The following is a 15,911-nucleotide window of genomic DNA, read 5'->3' as shown; positions in this document are numbered from 1 at the left end:
GCTACAGATAGTTCAAGCAGTCTTCAGGCACAAGCCGAAGTTCGCCCGATAGAAAGCGATCGCGCTCAATCCATCGGGCGGTAATGTTCTCTGCTGAACCATCCGCAAACACCAGTTCTTCCAGTTGGTAAAATCTTGGAGCCACAAAATCGGCACGATAAAGCTGAACGATTTCATGACAGGGAGTGCCACCATACGCAAAAATATTTTCGGTGCAACCGAGGTATTGAATATTGGTTAACTCTGCCTGAATTTCCTCTTGAAACTCCCGCTGAAGCGCTTCTAGACTAGTTTCGCCAAACTCAATCCCCCCGCCCAAGGCTCGATGAAACGTGCTTTGCTTGAACGGGTCATACCCTTCATACACAAATACGCGATCGCCCTGAAAAATCAACCCCAACGCCACCGCCCGAATCGCCGAATTCCCCATTGCCTCTAGCCTCTCACCTCTCGCCGCTTACCTAGTTATATTGACTTTCAAACATCAGATCCGATCGGTGGCTGTCCCCCGTTTGCCAATCCTCGTTTTCGCCCCCAATAATCACCTGCTCAATCGTGACAAAATCCTTGCTGAATTGGCGGAGTGAGTTGATCAAAATATCCAAAGCGATCGCGTCACTGGTGCCCAGATCAAACCAGCAGCGCGCCCAACCGCCTTCATATTCCACATCGCCCATATTGTGCATCAACGCCGACAGACTCGTTTCTGCGATGTCTTCGTCGTAATCCATGTAGCCAATTTCTAGCCCAACTTCTTGCACTTGCATATTTTCAGCATTAAAGCCGCCCAGTTTGCCAATAAAAAACCAGGAATTCAAAACTTCCTCAACATATTGCTTCTCCATCTCCGATGGAACCGTGCTGAACTCTAGCCAAACCCATACGCTGAATGGATTAAATTCACGAAACTGTATCCGCATAGCGATCGCTCCCAAACGTTCCTCCTTCAGCATAGAGGAAGTGGGGGTTAGGGGTCAGGGGTCGGAGGTCAGAAAAGAAAATCAAAACTTCCTATTTCCTGAAACCCGAAACCTGAAACCCGAAACCTTCCCTTACTTTCCTCCAGCCAATCGCTCCTTGGTCTTACGCTGTGCCCGCTCCATCTCACGAACTAAGCCCACAAGTAACTGATCTTTTTTGCTTAACGCTTTATCAAAATAAGCGAGGCTTTCTTGATCCTTTCCTTGTTTCACCAAAATTCTGGCTTTGAGATATTGAATCTCTGGATTAGTGGGCGTGAGGGCGATCGCGCGATCGACGGCAGCCAGCGCTTTATCGTATTGCTTCATTTCTAGATAGCCCATTGCCAAACCGCGTTCTGCCAAGTAGCGAGGATTCGCATATTTTTGCAACCGCTCTACCCCTTTCTCAGAGCTACCAAACGGCAAATAAATACCGGTATAAATATCCATATAGCCCCGCAGCATATTCAGTTCTGGGTCATTGGGGGCGATCTTCTCTGCTGCATCCAAATACTTGATCACCTGCTGCAATTCCTTTAAAACTTGAGGCGTGCCTTTAATCGTGCCGTCTTTTGTGAAAGCGTATACGCCATCAAAAAAGTGGCTCACTGCCAGATACATATTGCCGCGCAGCGGATCAGTGACCAATAACTTTTCGGCAGCCGTGCGCGTTTGGGTGCCATAGCTGCGAAACTGCTCCAACAGGGCAGCTTGCTTCTCTTTGTTATCTCGACCTACCAAAATATCGTTATAGGCTAAGGTCGCTTTCATCGACAGTGCCAGCGGCTCCGTAGATTCGGTTTGGCTTAGATAAGTGGCGGCAGTTTTGTAATCGCCCTGTTTAAAAAATGCCTCAAACGCCGCTTCGGTTTTATCGCTGATGGGTCTGAGATTAGTACTGCGGAAGGGATCTTTAGCAATGGCGGAACTTGTCAACAACCCGATCGCGAGCATTGTAGTACTCGCAACCTGAGCAATGGTTTTGAGAGACAATTTTGCGGAGTATTGGGGAGCAGTCAAGCGGTCAGTCATAATTTAGTTCTCAGTGATCGGGTTCTATCCTAGCTTTAGTGCCACTCTCTGGTAGCGCAACAGAGTTGGGCATAATGAGAATGCATTCGTTATGCTAGCTTTGCTAGACGGTTTCATTAAAGCTAGGTTCCTGGTTAAGTCTTTTGATTAATTTTCTTACCCTGATGGATTGTCGTGAATGTTGAACCTTAGAAATCTTTCCTATCATCCCCCCGCGACCGCTGTACCAATTTTAAATCAAATTAATTTGCAGGTTCCGTCGCAGCAGCTTACGCTGATTGTCGGTCCAAGCGGCTCTGGCAAAAGTACGCTATTGGAGATTTTGTCAGGATTGGCAGAAAAAACCCAGGGCAGTATTCATTGGCGCGATCAAGAGCTTACCTCGTTGCATTTACAACAATTGAGCGGTCTGGTGTTCCAGTTTCCAGAGCGTCATTTTTGTGGGGGCACCATTTTAGAAGAACTGCGGTTGGGGCATCCCGAAATAACCAGCGATCGCATTCAACAGGCGTTAGCCGAAGTGGGATTAGAACAGTTGTCGCTCAGCGAAAAACCCCATGCCCTCAGCGGCGGACAGCAGCGGCGGCTAGCCTTGGCAGTGCAACTGATTCGCCAGCCTAATCTGCTGCTATTAGACGAACCTACAGCCGGACTCGATTGGTCTATGCGGCGACAACTGGTAAGCCTGTTAGCAAAACTGAAAAACCACTGGGGTTTGCTGGTAGTATCTCATGATGTAGGAGATCTGCTTGAAATTGCCGATCATTGTTGGACTTTGCAACAGGGAAAACTGGTTTCAGTGACACCAGAACTCTTAAGAGAACAAGCATCTAAACCTCAGTTAGTCTCTTAAAAGATAAAGAAGAGGAGCTTTTACGGCATTTCACAGAGCATCCAATAGTTGTTTAGGGCTGTCATCAGGTCGGCAAACGCGCTGAATGTGACTGGTTTGAGCAGATATCCAGCAATATTAAAGGTGTAGGCTTCAATCCGATCTTGGTCGCGGTTAGAAGTGGTCAGCACAACGACAGGTGTTTTTTGCAAGATAGGATCAGTGCGGAGCGCGTGTAAAAACTCAATGCCGCCCATCTTTGGCATATTGAGGTCTAGCAATATTAAGCGACGGTGTTCTGGAAACGCGTCCAGTTGATTTGGGCTGCTGCCGCGCAACATGGCAAGTGCTTCAATGCCATTGGTCGCAATGTAGAGCGGGTTTGAGATGTTGTTTTTCTTAAATGCCCGTTTAACGTTCATTATGTCTACTTCGTCATCCTCCACCAAGAGGACATTGATTAATCGCGCTTCCTGCATTGATTTAACCTACATGTGCAATTCAAATCAGCCCACCCTGTGGGAAGCAAGCCCCCTCCTAGCCCTAGCCCCAGTCCCTTGGGAGGGGCAGGGCTGATTCATTGGCAGAAGGAAAATAGGCGAGGGATATCATGAGCAACCTGTCGAATCGCCTGAGTCAAAGAGTCAAACCCATGCTGCCGGAAGAGATTAAGGGCAAAGGTTCGCACAATTGCCATATTAATCAAAGCGTGACCCTCACACAGTGGAGTCGTATCTTCTTGAAAGACCACATCTTTACACCAGTGGAGGCGATTCTCAATGTGCCAATGCTGCCGGATACGACGGGCAAACTCGGCGGCATCGGTTGCCAGCGAACTGATATAAAACACCGTCTGTGAAACGGGTATGCCTGCTCTTAGTCCGGTGCGTTCGACCCGAATCACTCGTTTAAGAGCGACCCAACTTGGGTCAATGGTGGCACTTGGCTCCAATACACACACACGGCGTTGGGTTGAGCGATTGCGCGTCCGCTCTGAGTCCACGTGACAACTGAGGGGAGACGAGTGTTCAAACTGCTGCTGGATTTGGGCTAATAATTTGGGTTGATTCCCTTTGATGGCAATTAAGTAGTGGTTCTGACTGGCTATAATTTGCTGAACTGTTTTTTTTTTGGCGTGCAGGGCATCAAAACTAAAACACACCCCTTGCAACTGAAGGTGCTCCAACAAGGTTTGTACCGTTACAATTTCACTACTCGTTTTGTTGTGCATGGATTGCACCCCAACGACCAGTCCCAGTCGAGTGCTGACCACCGACACCACACTGACAAAATCTTGATACGCCTGGTCGTAATCTCTCAGACTGACTCGGATGCTCTTGCCGTCAACGGCACAAGCGGCTTGCTCTTCCAGCTCAACCGTTTCCTGTGCCCATTGATTGAAAACCTCGGTTAACGCCTCAAAGTCCACTCGCACCAAAGCGCGGCGAATCGTCGAGTAGCAGGGTAACCGCTCATAGGGCACTTCGAGTACCCCTAACAATTGGGTTTGATGGCGCTCCACAAAGCACGCGATCGCTCGATACCCCACACACCCGCTCATCGTTGCCATCAGTACCAGCAACAAAATCACCCACAATGGATACTGGGGTTGGGTTCGATAGTCTCGTACTTGTTTGAGAGCATCAATCAGGCTCATGGCTAGCTAGGGGTGAAAGAGCATCACCCATTATCATTTTTCTACCACTGATGAACTAGCCCTGCCTTGGGAGGGGCAGGGCTGATTCATTGGCAGAAGGAAAATAGGCGAGGGATATCATGAGCAACCTGTCGAATCGCCTGAGTCAAAGAGTCAAACCCATGCTGCCGGAAGAGATTAAGGGCAAAGGTTCGCACAATTGCCATATTAATCAAAGCGTGACCCTCACACAGTGGAGTCGTATCTTCTTGAAAGACCACATCTTTACACCAGTGGAGGCGATTCTCAATGTGCCAATGCTGCCGGATACGACGGGCAAACTCGGCGGCATCGGTTGCCAGCGAACTGATATAAAACACCGTCTGTGAAACGGGTATGCCTGCTCTTAGTCCGGTGCGTTCGACCCGAATCACTCGTTTAAGAGCGACCCAACTTGGGTCAATGGTGGCACTTGGCTCCAATACACACACACGGCGTTGGGTTGAGCGATTGCGCGTCCGCTCTGAGTCCACGTGACAACTGAGGGGAGACGAGTGTTCAAACTGCTGCTGGATTTGGGCTAATAATTTGGGTTGATTCCCTTTGATGGCAATTAAGTAGTGGTTCTGACTGGCTATAATTTGCTGAACTGTTTTTTTTTTGGCGTGCAGGGCATCAAAACTAAAACACACCCCTTGCAACTGAAGGTGCTCCAACAAGGTTTGTACCGTTACAATTTCACTACTCGTTTTGTTGTGCATGGATTGCACCCCAACGACCAGTCCCAGTCGAGTGCTGACCACCGACACCACACTGACAAAATCTTGATACGCCTGGTCGTAATCTCTCAGACTGACTCGGATGCTCTTGCCGTCAACGGCACAAGCGGCTTGCTCTTCCAGCTCAACCGTTTCCTGTGCCCATTGATTGAAAACCTCGGTTAACGCCTCAAAGTCCACTCGCACCAAAGCGCGGCGAATCGTCGAGTAGCAGGGTAACCGCTCATAGGGCACTTCGAGTACCCCTAACAATTGGGTTTGATGGCGCTCCACAAAGCACGCGATCGCTCGATACCCCACACACCCGCTCATCGTTGCCATCAGTACCAGCAACAAAATCACCCACAATGGATACTGGGGTTGGGTTCGATAGTCTCGTACTTGTTTGAGAGCATCAATCAGGCTCATGGCTAGCTAGGGGTGAAAGAGCATCACCCATTATCATTTTTCTACCACTGATGAACTAGCCCTGCTTGGGAGGGGGGACAATAATTCTAGCTCCTTTCTCCTTGGGGAGAAAGGTTGGGGATGAGGGCAAATCATACTTACGCTCAGCAATGTCATCATTGCTATAGGCGCTTTAAATCCTCAATTAGACTAGCGAAAAAGTTGGGAGCCTCTACTTGAGTTGCAATCCAGGCATTTGCGGCGGCTTTTGCCCCATGCCGCTGGTCGATCACGGTCTGTCCACGAGTCCACAAACCCTGGGTTTCAATCTGCACGGTTGCCCGTTGCCAGCGGAAGGTTTCAGGGTAGAAGAGATAGCCCACTGTTGCAGCATCGTGAATGAGAAACCCGCGAACCCCTTGGGTTTCTCGATAGGCAAGGGCGGTGGAAATCATGAAATCACACAAAACGTTGATGAATTGGGCGATCGCGCTGTTTGGATTTGCCTGCTTAATGGCGTGCGCCATGGCTTCGGTAAAGATCAGCGATCGCGTGACATCCAAGGGCACCATCACGATATCATTGCGGCTACTTAGCACCCCTTGAGCGGCTTCTGGATGATAGGCAACATTAAATTCTGCTTGAGCGGTAATGTTACCCGCACAGCCAAATGCTCCTCCCATTAACACAATTTCTTTTGCCTGTCGCAGAATGCCGGGATGTCGGGCTTCTGCCGCTGCTAGGTTCGTGAAGGGCGCGATCGCTAAAATGCTAATTTCTCCTGGATTAGCCGTTAAAGCATCGATCAATACTTGATCCGAGTAAGGTGCCGCCTCAAACGGGCGATCACTTTCTGGCAACGTATGAGACAGATTGCCCATGCCATCTTTGCCGTGAATATGGGCTGCATCCGGCGTGGCATAAGGCACCGCGATCGCCCGACCCACTTTAATCTGATCCAATCCGCCCAACTTCAAAATCTTACTGGCAGCCGCAAACGTATACTCAGCGGAAACATTGCCTGCCGCCGTGGTCACAGCAACCAATTCAGCGAGTTCCTGCTTTACCAAACTCAGCAGCCACAGCAACGCAAAAATATCATCACCGCCGGGATCAGTATCTAAAATTATTTTGGGAATAAGTCTGGTCAATGGAGTACACAATGTGAGGTTTATTACCGCCAAACTGCCCAAAATAACCTTGGGTTTAAGCCCTACTTACAGTGGATTAACGAGTGGATTAACGGCGGCTTTATAAGTTGCCCAATCGCCATAATCAGAGATATCCAGCCAGTGATATTTTTCAACCAGTTCTTGAGGATAAAAGAACGCGATCGCAGTTTTTCCTTGCTCCAATAGCACCTCTGCGGGAGTCATATGGGGCGGTTCATTAGCGCATAGATGCTCAAAATCAACTAGCGTCATTTCGTAGACCTCACCCAGAATTGCCACCCCATTTTCTGCCGCTAAATAAATCGCGGGATGCCATCCATTTTCTGCTGAATGCATTCGATAGATCGGTTGAGTTTTAGTCTCACAAATAAATGTAGAAGACTGCATTCCTGCATGGTCGGGCTGCCCTCGGAGAGCCGATCCACAAATGAAAACCCTGATTGTTTTGAGATGAGAATCTGGATTAGGATGAGCCATACTGCTTGAAATTCCTGGACGTGCTGGCAGTCATTGTATGAGTATTGGCAACCCGAACTGCAAAAAAGTCTGCAAGATTGAATACAGCCGATTACATTCTTTACAATTAAAGTACAACAGATCGATTTTTGCCTGCAATAAATTTCCAGTTAGGGCATTTCAAGCAAAGCTTCTGTTGATCCTGTTTTTGCCCAATTTATCTACTCTTAACAGCAATGTCACAAAAATTAGACTTTGAAGTAACAAAAACCGAAGATGAATGGCGCAGTGCGCTGACCCCAGAACAATTTCAGGTATTGCGGAAGCATGGCACAGAAAGGGCGGGCACCAGCCCACTCGACAAAGTCTATGAACCGGGTACATATGCCTGTGCCGCGTGCGGTCTTCCCCTGTTTACAGGAGATACAAAATTCAACAGCGGCACGGGCTGGCCTAGTTTCTTTGCGCCCTTGGATGACGCGATCGCGACCACCGTTGATCGCGCGTTGTTTATGACTCGGACAGAAGTTCATTGCAGTCGATGTGGTGGGCATTTAGGGCATGTTTTTAACGATGGTCCCGCTCCCACTGGCTTACGGTATTGCATGAATGGAGTATCTTTGCAGTTTGTTCCTAAGCAAGACGCTTGAATTTCATACTTAACTTAGAAAACAGCTTAGCTACTGTTGGCGCTGCGGAATCAGTCGATAGTGCGTCAAATAACAGACCTCCTGCATAAATCATTCGCCCTCACCCTAAAACCCTCTCCCAACTTTGGAGAGGGTTTTTGAAGGTGGCTCTTCTTCGCCTAAATTGAATGATTCTTGGAATCGCCGCACCTTGAGGACAGTGAGGATGTCAACGGTGAATCGTGGAGGGCGACTAGGCATATAGTGCGATCGCATGATGGCGAACGTGGTCGGCAATGAAAGTCGCAATGAAGTAATAGCTATGATCGTAGCCGGGTTGATGGCGCAAGATGAGAGATTGCCCAGCCGTTTTGCAGGCTTGCTCAAATACATTGGGCATCAGTTGATGATCGAGAAATTTATCTGCGTCGCCCTGGTCAATCAAAATAGAACCGGGAAAGCTAGCTGTTAACACCAGTTCGCTTGCGTCGTAGGCACGCCATTGGGCTTCATCAGTGCCCAAGTAGTTCGTGAAGGCTTTTTGTCCCCAAGGGCACCGCATCGGCGCGCAGATCGGGGCAAAGGCAGAGACGGAACGGTAGCGATCGCGATTCCTCAAGGCGCAGACTAACGCCCCATGCCCTCCCATGGAATGCCCAAAAATTCCTTGGCGATCGCGCTGGACTGGAAAGTGGTCAGCAATCAGCGCAGGTAGCTCATTCACCACATAAGAATACATTTGGTAGTACTGGCTCCAAGGTGCAGCCGTCGCATCGACATAAAATCCGGCACCCGCGCCAAAATCCCAGTCATCGGTTTCGCCCGGAATGCCTGTATTGCGGGGACTTGTATCAGGAGCCACGAGCAATAGTCCATGCTCTGCTGCATATTGCTGTACTCCCGACTTTGCCATAACGTTTTCTTCCGTGCAGGTTAAGCCGGATAGGTAATACAACACGGGCACTGGATGCGCGATCGCTTGGGGCGGTTGATATACCGAAAACTTCATTTCACTGCGGCAGCTAGAGGAAAAGTGTTTGTAAAATCCTAAAGTGCCATTGAAGCAGCGAGTCTGGCTAATCAGATCAGGAGCGGCGGTCATAAAGTGCGTTCTTTGCTAGAAGGGTTGATACTAGGCTTCGGCAGTCAAGTCGAGGGGTAAGGTAACGCGGACGGTGGTACCTATTCCCACTTTGCTAATCAAACTAATGTGCCCTGAATGGGCATCTACACAGCGTTTGACGATCGCCAACCCCAACCCCGTTCCTTGAAGCGACCTAACATTTTCAGCCCGAAAAAAGGACTCAAACAGTCGGGCTTGATCAGCGTCTGGAATTCCAATGCCGTAGTCTTGCACCAAAAACGTCGCCTGCCGCTCGCCAGAATCAATCGTGAGCGCCAGTTGTACGGTGGTATTCGGCGGAGAATATTTAATCGCATTGGATAACAGGTTCGTCAAAATGTAGCGTAGGAGTTTCTCATCCATCCAAGTATTTTGACTGTCTCCTTGACAGATGAACTCAATAGAATGAGATCGCCCCTCAAACATCGAAAATTCGTCTGCTAGATCTTGGCAGAACTGCTCTAGGCGAAGCAACACAGGTTGGTATACTAGCCGATCCGCTTCGGCTTGCCCCATGAACAAAACGTCTTCCATCAATTGGTTCATGGAGCGAACCGCAGTTTTTATTCGTTGCAGATACGCTTTTTTTTGCGTTTCTGTGAGATTCTGCCTTTTTTCCAATAGTTCCGTGGCAGTGCGAATAATGGCGAGGGGGTTGCGAAATTCATGGGAAACAGTAGAGACAAACTGAGATTTTAGCTGATTGAGTTCTTTCTCTTTTGCCAAGGCTTGGGATAGCAATTCCGTTTGGCGGCGATCGCTCATATTCCAAAACACCACCACGGCTCCCAGGATTTCGCCAGAGAGTCGCTTGAGCGGCGAGGCGCTATCGCCAATGGGAATCTGGGTTCCAGTTTTGGTCACTAATGCGGTGAAGTTGTTTAGATATTCCACTTGCTGTGATTTCAGTACTTTGGCGATCGGGTTCTCGATCGGCGTTTCAGTTACTTCATCCATTAGCTGAAATACAGTCGTCACGGCTTGCCCCAAAGCTTCGGTTTGGTGCCAGCCTGTTAATGCCTCCGCCGCAGGGTTCATAAATGTGATCATGCCCTCGGCATCAGTGGCAATTACGCCATCACTCATGGAGCGGAGCAGCGTTGCTAGTTGATCGCGATTTTCCTGAAGTTCGCGGGCAACTTGATGTTTGAACAGACCAATCTCAACGGCAACGCGCAAATCATCGGCAGTAAAGGGTTTCACGATATAGCCAAAGGGATGGGTTGCCTTTGCCCGGTGTAGAGTGCTGTCGTCGGCATAAGCAGTCAAGTAAATGATGGGAATATCCAGTTGTTCTCGGATATGAGTGGCGGTTGAAATCCCGTCCATAGAGCCTTTTAAGACAATATCCATCAGGATCAAATCGGGCTGAGTTTCCGCAACTTTGGCGATCGCCATGGCACCCGATGAAGCCGTATCGGTGACGATGTATCCCAACTGGTTTAGTTGACTGATGATCGTTTTTGCAACGATTACCTCGTCTTCAACCACCAAAATCTTCGTATTAGCCGTATTAGCCATTGAACCTCTACTTTCGTGGTGCAGACTTTTCAGGATGCAGACGGGAATTTTATCGTGAACGTTGTCCTTCGGCTGCGGTCAACGGTAAGGGTGCCTTCTAATTGCTCCGTTGACAAGGCATAGACCAGAGAAAGCCCTAGGGATGGGATATGGTTTAGATCTAAATGATCTGGCAATCCGACTCCATTATCTTGAATGGTTAACTCAAGCTCATGGTCAATCTGCCGTAGCTGAATCCGAATTTCTCCGGGTTGGTTGGTTGGGAACGCATATTTGAGGGCATTGGAGACTAGCTCGTTAATAATCAATCCACAGGGAATCCCTTGATCAAGGCTTAAAATTACGGGTTCCACATCCACTTGCAGCGCGATCGCCCCCGGCGAAACCTTGTAAGTGGTCAGCAAGCTTGTGGCTAAGCTTTGAATATAGTCAGCCGCATCAATTTGTTCAAGATCTGATGCAATATATAGCTTTTTGTGGATCAACGACATGGACTCAACCCGATTTTGGCTTTCTCTCAGGGCGTGAATAGCCGGAGAGTCTTGCAGGCTTTGGGCTTGCAGTTGCAGCAATCCAGACACAATCTGGAGGTTGTTTTTGACCCGATGGTGAATTTCTTTCAGCAGCACTTCTTTTTCGGAGAGGGCGGATCTAAGGTCTGCCTCCGCTTGCTGTCGTTCGGCGATTTCGGTTTGAGCGCGCTCAAATGCCTGGGCTTGCTGGATGGCGATCGCCAATTGGTCGGCAATGGTTTGCACCAGATTTGCTTCTTCCTCCGTCCAAGGAGTCGTGGATTGAAATCGAATCATACTAAAACTGCCCCACAGTTTTTGATCTACAATCAAGGGCACTAGGAGCCAAGAGCCGGGTAAGATCTGGGCAAATTCTTGATTAATCTCATCCTCAATCACCTCTGAATTGTCAATCCGAACCACTTTGAATTGTTTCAGTTGCTCGGCGAGTGGGTTGTCTTGATCCGGAATTTCTGTCCCCAAAGTATTGGGGATATCTAAACTTTTCCGATATTCAGAAACATGCTTCCAGCACTGATGCTCTGGCAAATATTGCACGACTGCGGTGCGATCCGCTTGCACCAGTTCGGCAACTTCTGCCGTTGCCGTCCTAAAGATCAAGTCCAGCTTGAGAGATTTACGAATTGCCTGCAAGACGCGCCGGAGTGTCTGCTCTTGATCCACCCGTTGCCGCAGCGCTTGTTCGCTTTGGTATAGCAATGCTTCTGCCCGTTTGCGATCGGTAATGTCTCGCACCACCACCAAGCATTCATCAATGCCACAGGGTACAAGACGAACCTCTTCGTCACAGAGGCGATCGTATTTGAGAATTTGATGTTCCCAAACCTGTAACCCCCCGGTGGCTAGGGCATCCGCCATCCGCTGTATGAAGTGCTGGAGAATGTCTGGGGGCAAGACTTCGACGAGATGATGCTGGATGGGCAAAAAGGTGCGGGATGGGACATCGGTCGGTGGAATAAATTCGTGACAGGTGCCGTCGCGATTAACCCGGAGCAGCAGGTCAGGAAAGGCGCTGATGATGGCGCGGTTGGTGGTTTCGCTCTCTCGCAGCGCTGCCTCGGCTTGATTGCGATCGCTCAAGTCGATATCGACACAATACATTTCTGGCTCGCCGTCAGGATTCGTCAGCATCGTGTGACTGGAATAGACCTCAACTCTAGAGCCATCTTGATGCCTTAAACTCAATTCACTTGCTGGGATGGGCTGGTTTTTCGTCAGCCAATTTTGAACCGCCGTAATTACTACTGAGCGCATTTCTGGGGGAATAATTAGATCCTCTAGCTGCCGACCGAGGGCTTCTGTTTTGCTATAGCCATAGAGTTGTTCGCTGGCATCATTCCAGTAAATGACTTGGCGCTGGCGGTTGTACCCCTGAATCGCAATTTTAGGGATGGACTCGAACAAGTTGCGAAATCGCTGTTCGCTTTTCTCTAAGGCAATTTGTGCCTGTTTGCGCTCGGTCACATCGAGGGCAACTCCCCCCACAAGCCTGCGACCCTCTGCCTGGGGTAAGCGAAACTTATAAATTAAAAATTCACCCGGACTGCCATCCGCTCGAATCCCAGGCTCTATCGCTTCAATCACCTGCCCACTGTGAGCAACCGTTTGAATGTTGTCTAAATAGATTTGGGCGATCGCTGATGGGTATAAGTCAAACACAGTCTTGCCGATCAAATCGCTAGGAACCTGAAACATGCGGCTATAGGTTTGGCTAGTGTATTCCATCCTGCCGTTCGGATCAGTGATCCAGGCGGCGACTGGACTGTGATCCATAAATATGCGGAAGCGCTCCTCGCTTTCTCGGAGGGCTACTTCGGTTCGTCTGCGATCGGTAATGTCTGTGATCAAGGCATAGTATCCTTGTACCTGAGCTAATTGATCGCGATCGGGAACTAGCGTGTAAGTAATTTCCCTTATCACTCCACTCCATTGCTGAACTTTAGCTTCCCCCTTGACGATTTTCCCCCTTAACACACGATCTAAATCGGAACAAATAGCTTCATAGGCGCGTTCCCCAATCACTTCCTGAACATGCCTGCCCAAGATATCCTCTCGTTTCAGGTTCAGCCACGCTTCATAAGTGCTGTTGACGAACCGATATCGCCGATCTTTATCCACCCGAATAATCGCCGCCGGGATTGCTTCTGTAATCAGTTTCAGTTCTGCTTCGCTTTCTCGTAAGGCGGCTTCGGTGTGCTTGAGTGCAGTAATATCTCGCCCTACCGACTGCAACTCAACGAGGTGCCCGTGCTGATTAAAAATTCCCTGGTTGAGCCATTGCGTCCAGCCCACCTGATCATCAGCACGGCGATCGCGATTTTCTGCAAAAAAACTGGAATGATTAGGCGTGAGGGCAGCAATCTGCTGAAGGATAATCGGCAAATCTTCACCGAAGGCAAAATCAGACCATTTTTGCCCGATGACCTGTTCCAAGGATTGCCCCAAGGCGCGACACATGGCATCGTTGGCAAAGGTGATGGTGGTGTCGGGCAGCGATCGCAAAATAAAGTCGCTTTGGGTTTGCACCACTTGGCGATAGCAGTGTTCACTGGCGGCTAACGCCTGATCGATTCGGTGTCGTTCCGCTTCGCTGCGAACCCGCTCTGTAATATCTTGAAAGGCGGCGATCGCGTATTCAACCTGTCCGCGATCGTCAAAAATCGGCGTTGCCCATACCTCCATGGGCACCACTTGCTCCGCCCGATGAATTTCCATATCGTCCACTTGCACTGTTTTTCCAGTGAGTGCTAGATTGCTGGGCAGTTCTTCAATGGGATAAAGCTCTTGGCTGGAAGTCCGATACACCTGAAAAATTTCCGGCAGTAGATTTGTTTGCGGTTCAGAACGGCGATCGATGCCTAACAACTCTTGCCCCACATGATTCACATAGGCTAACTGACCCGTGGAATCATGCACCGCAATGCCAATCGGGGTTGCATCTAGAAATTGTGTAAGACGGCTTTGATCCGCTAACAAAACTTCACCCAGTTTCACCTGTGCCAGCAATGCTTCCACCAACTGTTTTACCGGCTTTGGCGTGGAGTTCCAATCGTCTGGAGCAATATTTGCAATGGACAGAGGCTGCGGTTCTTTCATGGTGACTGGGTTGCCAAGCTGTGACAGTTTCCTGAAAAGTTGCCCATTATCTCAAGCGTTACCAATAAATATGCCCAGTTATTTCATAGCTGCTTAAACCTTCAGAGTATCAGTAGAAGGTGTTTCAGGCATTGTCAGCGAAGTTGAGGCGGTGGTTTTGGAGGCGATTTCTTCAGAGGATGGCGACAGTAACCCTGTGGGGGTAGAGGCTGAAGTTTCAGTGGATTCAATCCCTAGTTGCCCTTTAGCGGCGGATAAAGCGGCGGATAAACTCGATCGCCCTGCCGATAACAAAGACTGTCCTGTTTTACCCAACACATCACTGCCGCTCGTTTCTGACGTGGGTTCTTGGGCGATCGTTTGCATATCATCTACCCAAGTGCGAGTTTTTTGACCGATTGTATAAGAGGTTTGCCAGAACCAATCTCCCAACACAAAAACTAGGCACACAAACAACCAAAGCAACAATCCTGTTTCTCTAAGAATTGCCCAGGTAATGCCCAGGGTTTGCTGATAGGTTGCTGCGGTCGATGGATTAAAAATAAGCTGCCACAGTTTGTTCGCTTGACTTTTAAGCCGATCCATTTTGTTTTCTCTCCCAAAATTTTTACACACAATAGCATCTTTAAACCTACCGTCTCTCGGTCGAGATTGATGGCTCTGATGGATACAATAAATGAACAGCTTTTTGCATAAGTGTTTTCAGCCCATGACAGCGCCTTCAGACCTAGAAACTATTGATCAGGATTTAGCCCAGGATGATGCAATTTCTGAAATCACTCATTCGGCTAACCTTGCTTATGACTCGGCAGATCTACAAGAAGATTTAGAAGAAGACCTGCCCGACGAAAAAGAGATGTCTTTGTTTGATCATTTAGAAGAACTGCGGCAGCGGATCTTTTATGCGTTGATTGCAGTGGGAGTTGGCGCGATCGCCTGCTTTGCTGGGGTTAAACCGATTGTGCAACTGCTCGAAATTCCAGCACAGGGCGTGAAATTTCTTCAGCTTGCTCCAGGGGAATATTTCTTCGTTTCAATCAAAGTGGCGGGCTACTGCGGCATTCTGGTGGCAAGTCCGGTGATTTTATATCAAATTGTGGCGTTTGTTGTGCCTGGTCTAACTCGCAAAGAGCGCAGGCTGTTGGCTCCAATCGTGTTTGGCTCCAGCATTTTGTTTGTCGCAGGATTGGCGTTTGCCTATGTTGCCCTAATTCCCGCTGCACTCAACTTTTTCATCACCTACGGCGCAGATGTGGTGGAACAAAGCTGGTCGATCGAAAAATATTTTGAATTTGTGCTGCTGCTGCTGTTTAGTACGGGATTGGCGTTTCAGGTGCCGATCATTCAAGCCTTGTTGGGCTTGCTGGGCATTGTCTCTTCCCAACAAATGCTGTCAGGGTGGCGGTTTGTGCTAGTTGGCGCAGCGGTGGTGGGTGCCGTGCTAACTCCTTCCACTGACCCCTTAACGCAAAGCTTATTAGGTGGGGCAATTACGGCGCTTTATTTTGGTGGCATTGGCATTGTTAAACTACTAGGCAAGTAAGGCAGAATCAGCGAAAGCATCACTAGACTTGTTGGGGAATCAGGCAAAATAGGGCGTTTAATGGTGAGCGGCTGGATTATGGAATTTCTACTTGATGGCAGCATGAAAACTACTTTAGAAACCAAGGAAGTCAGAATTTCAACTGAACTATAATCTGTTTCCCAACCACTCTATTGTTTGAGCAACTCATCAATGACATCGCATCCTAAA

Annotated in this window: 15 protein-coding genes; 3 read left to right on the top strand and 12 right to left on the bottom strand. The window is 48.9% G+C overall.

Annotated elements, in window-relative coordinates:
• Nucleotide 1: 1 nt before the first annotated feature.
• The 3 genes from AC1S5B_RS11435 to AC1S5B_RS11425 all read right to left on the bottom strand — a co-directional run bounded on the left by AC1S5B_RS11435 (nt 2) and on the right by AC1S5B_RS11425 (nt 1,994).
• Nucleotides 2–430 carry an NUDIX hydrolase gene (locus AC1S5B_RS11435; RefSeq protein WP_482035802.1) on the bottom strand — a complete coding sequence of 143 codons (429 nt, stop codon included), beginning with the start codon at nt 428–430 and terminating at the stop codon, nt 2–4.
• Between the two features lie 31 nt (nt 431–461).
• On the bottom strand, nt 462–953 hold the full coding sequence (locus tag AC1S5B_RS11430) for a DUF3531 family protein (RefSeq protein ID WP_482035801.1): 492 nt from the start codon (nt 951–953) through the stop codon (nt 462–464).
• 99 nt (nt 954–1,052) lie between these two features.
• Nucleotides 1,053–1,994, bottom strand: a complete 942-nt coding sequence (locus AC1S5B_RS11425; RefSeq protein ID WP_482035800.1) for a Sll0314/Alr1548 family TPR repeat-containing protein — start codon at nt 1,992–1,994, stop codon at nt 1,053–1,055.
• A 178-nt stretch (nt 1,995–2,172) separates the two neighbouring features.
• Between AC1S5B_RS11425 and AC1S5B_RS11420 the strand changes: the two genes are divergently transcribed.
• On the top strand, nt 2,173–2,847 hold the full coding sequence (locus AC1S5B_RS11420; RefSeq protein WP_482035799.1) for an ABC transporter ATP-binding protein: 675 nt from the start codon (nt 2,173–2,175) through the stop codon (nt 2,845–2,847).
• A gap of 20 nt (nt 2,848–2,867) precedes the next feature.
• On the opposite strand, the gene AC1S5B_RS11415 is transcribed toward AC1S5B_RS11420, so the two are convergent.
• From AC1S5B_RS11415 to AC1S5B_RS11395, 5 genes are all read right to left on the bottom strand, one after another.
• Nucleotides 2,868–3,305: a response regulator gene (locus AC1S5B_RS11415; RefSeq protein WP_482035798.1), complete on the bottom strand. Its 438-nt coding sequence runs from the start codon at nt 3,303–3,305 to the stop codon at nt 2,868–2,870.
• A gap of 98 nt (nt 3,306–3,403) precedes the next feature.
• On the bottom strand, nt 3,404–4,483 hold the full coding sequence (locus tag AC1S5B_RS11410; RefSeq protein WP_482033858.1) for an ISAs1 family transposase: 1,080 nt from the start codon (nt 4,481–4,483) through the stop codon (nt 3,404–3,406).
• A gap of 86 nt (nt 4,484–4,569) precedes the next feature.
• On the bottom strand, nt 4,570–5,649 hold the full coding sequence (locus AC1S5B_RS11405) for an ISAs1 family transposase (protein ID WP_482033858.1): 1,080 nt from the start codon (nt 5,647–5,649) through the stop codon (nt 4,570–4,572).
• Between the two features lie 161 nt (nt 5,650–5,810).
• Nucleotides 5,811–6,779 carry a nucleoside hydrolase gene (locus AC1S5B_RS11400; protein WP_482035797.1) on the bottom strand — a complete coding sequence of 323 codons (969 nt, stop codon included), beginning with the start codon at nt 6,777–6,779 and terminating at the stop codon, nt 5,811–5,813.
• A gap of 66 nt (nt 6,780–6,845) precedes the next feature.
• A complete protein-coding gene (locus AC1S5B_RS11395; RefSeq protein ID WP_482035796.1) occupies nt 6,846–7,277 on the bottom strand; it encodes an allophanate hydrolase-related protein in 432 nt (143 codons plus the stop codon).
• 215 nt (nt 7,278–7,492) lie between these two features.
• Between AC1S5B_RS11395 and msrB the strand changes: the two genes are divergently transcribed.
• Nucleotides 7,493–7,906, top strand: a complete 414-nt coding sequence (gene msrB / locus AC1S5B_RS11390) for a peptide-methionine (R)-S-oxide reductase MsrB (RefSeq protein WP_482035795.1) — start codon at nt 7,493–7,495, stop codon at nt 7,904–7,906.
• Between the two features lie 232 nt (nt 7,907–8,138).
• Here the strand turns inward: msrB and fghA are convergent, their stop codons facing one another.
• From fghA to AC1S5B_RS11370, 4 genes are all read right to left on the bottom strand, one after another.
• A complete protein-coding gene (fghA, locus tag AC1S5B_RS11385) occupies nt 8,139–8,987 on the bottom strand; it encodes an S-formylglutathione hydrolase (protein ID WP_482035794.1) in 849 nt (282 codons plus the stop codon).
• 30 nt (nt 8,988–9,017) lie between these two features.
• On the bottom strand, nt 9,018–10,529 hold the full coding sequence (locus tag AC1S5B_RS11380; protein ID WP_482035793.1) for a hybrid sensor histidine kinase/response regulator: 1,512 nt from the start codon (nt 10,527–10,529) through the stop codon (nt 9,018–9,020).
• 29 nt (nt 10,530–10,558) lie between these two features.
• Complete coding sequence (locus tag AC1S5B_RS11375) at nt 10,559–14,158, bottom strand: PAS domain S-box protein (protein ID WP_482035792.1); 3,600 nt, start codon at nt 14,156–14,158, stop codon at nt 10,559–10,561.
• 93 nt (nt 14,159–14,251) lie between these two features.
• Nucleotides 14,252–14,743 (bottom strand): hypothetical protein, encoded by a 492-nt coding sequence (locus AC1S5B_RS11370; RefSeq protein ID WP_482035791.1) that lies wholly within the window; start codon nt 14,741–14,743, stop codon nt 14,252–14,254.
• Nucleotides 14,744–14,867: 124 nt separating this feature from the next.
• Here AC1S5B_RS11370 and tatC point away from each other — a divergent pair, with 124 nt between their 5' ends.
• A complete protein-coding gene (tatC, locus tag AC1S5B_RS11365; RefSeq protein WP_482035790.1) occupies nt 14,868–15,701 on the top strand; it encodes a twin-arginine translocase subunit TatC in 834 nt (277 codons plus the stop codon).
• The last annotated feature ends 210 nt before the right edge of the window (nt 15,702–15,911 follow it).

Source organism: Leptolyngbya sp. CALU 1928 (assembly GCF_056784215.1).
This window is presented reverse-complemented; position numbering and strand designations above follow the sequence as displayed.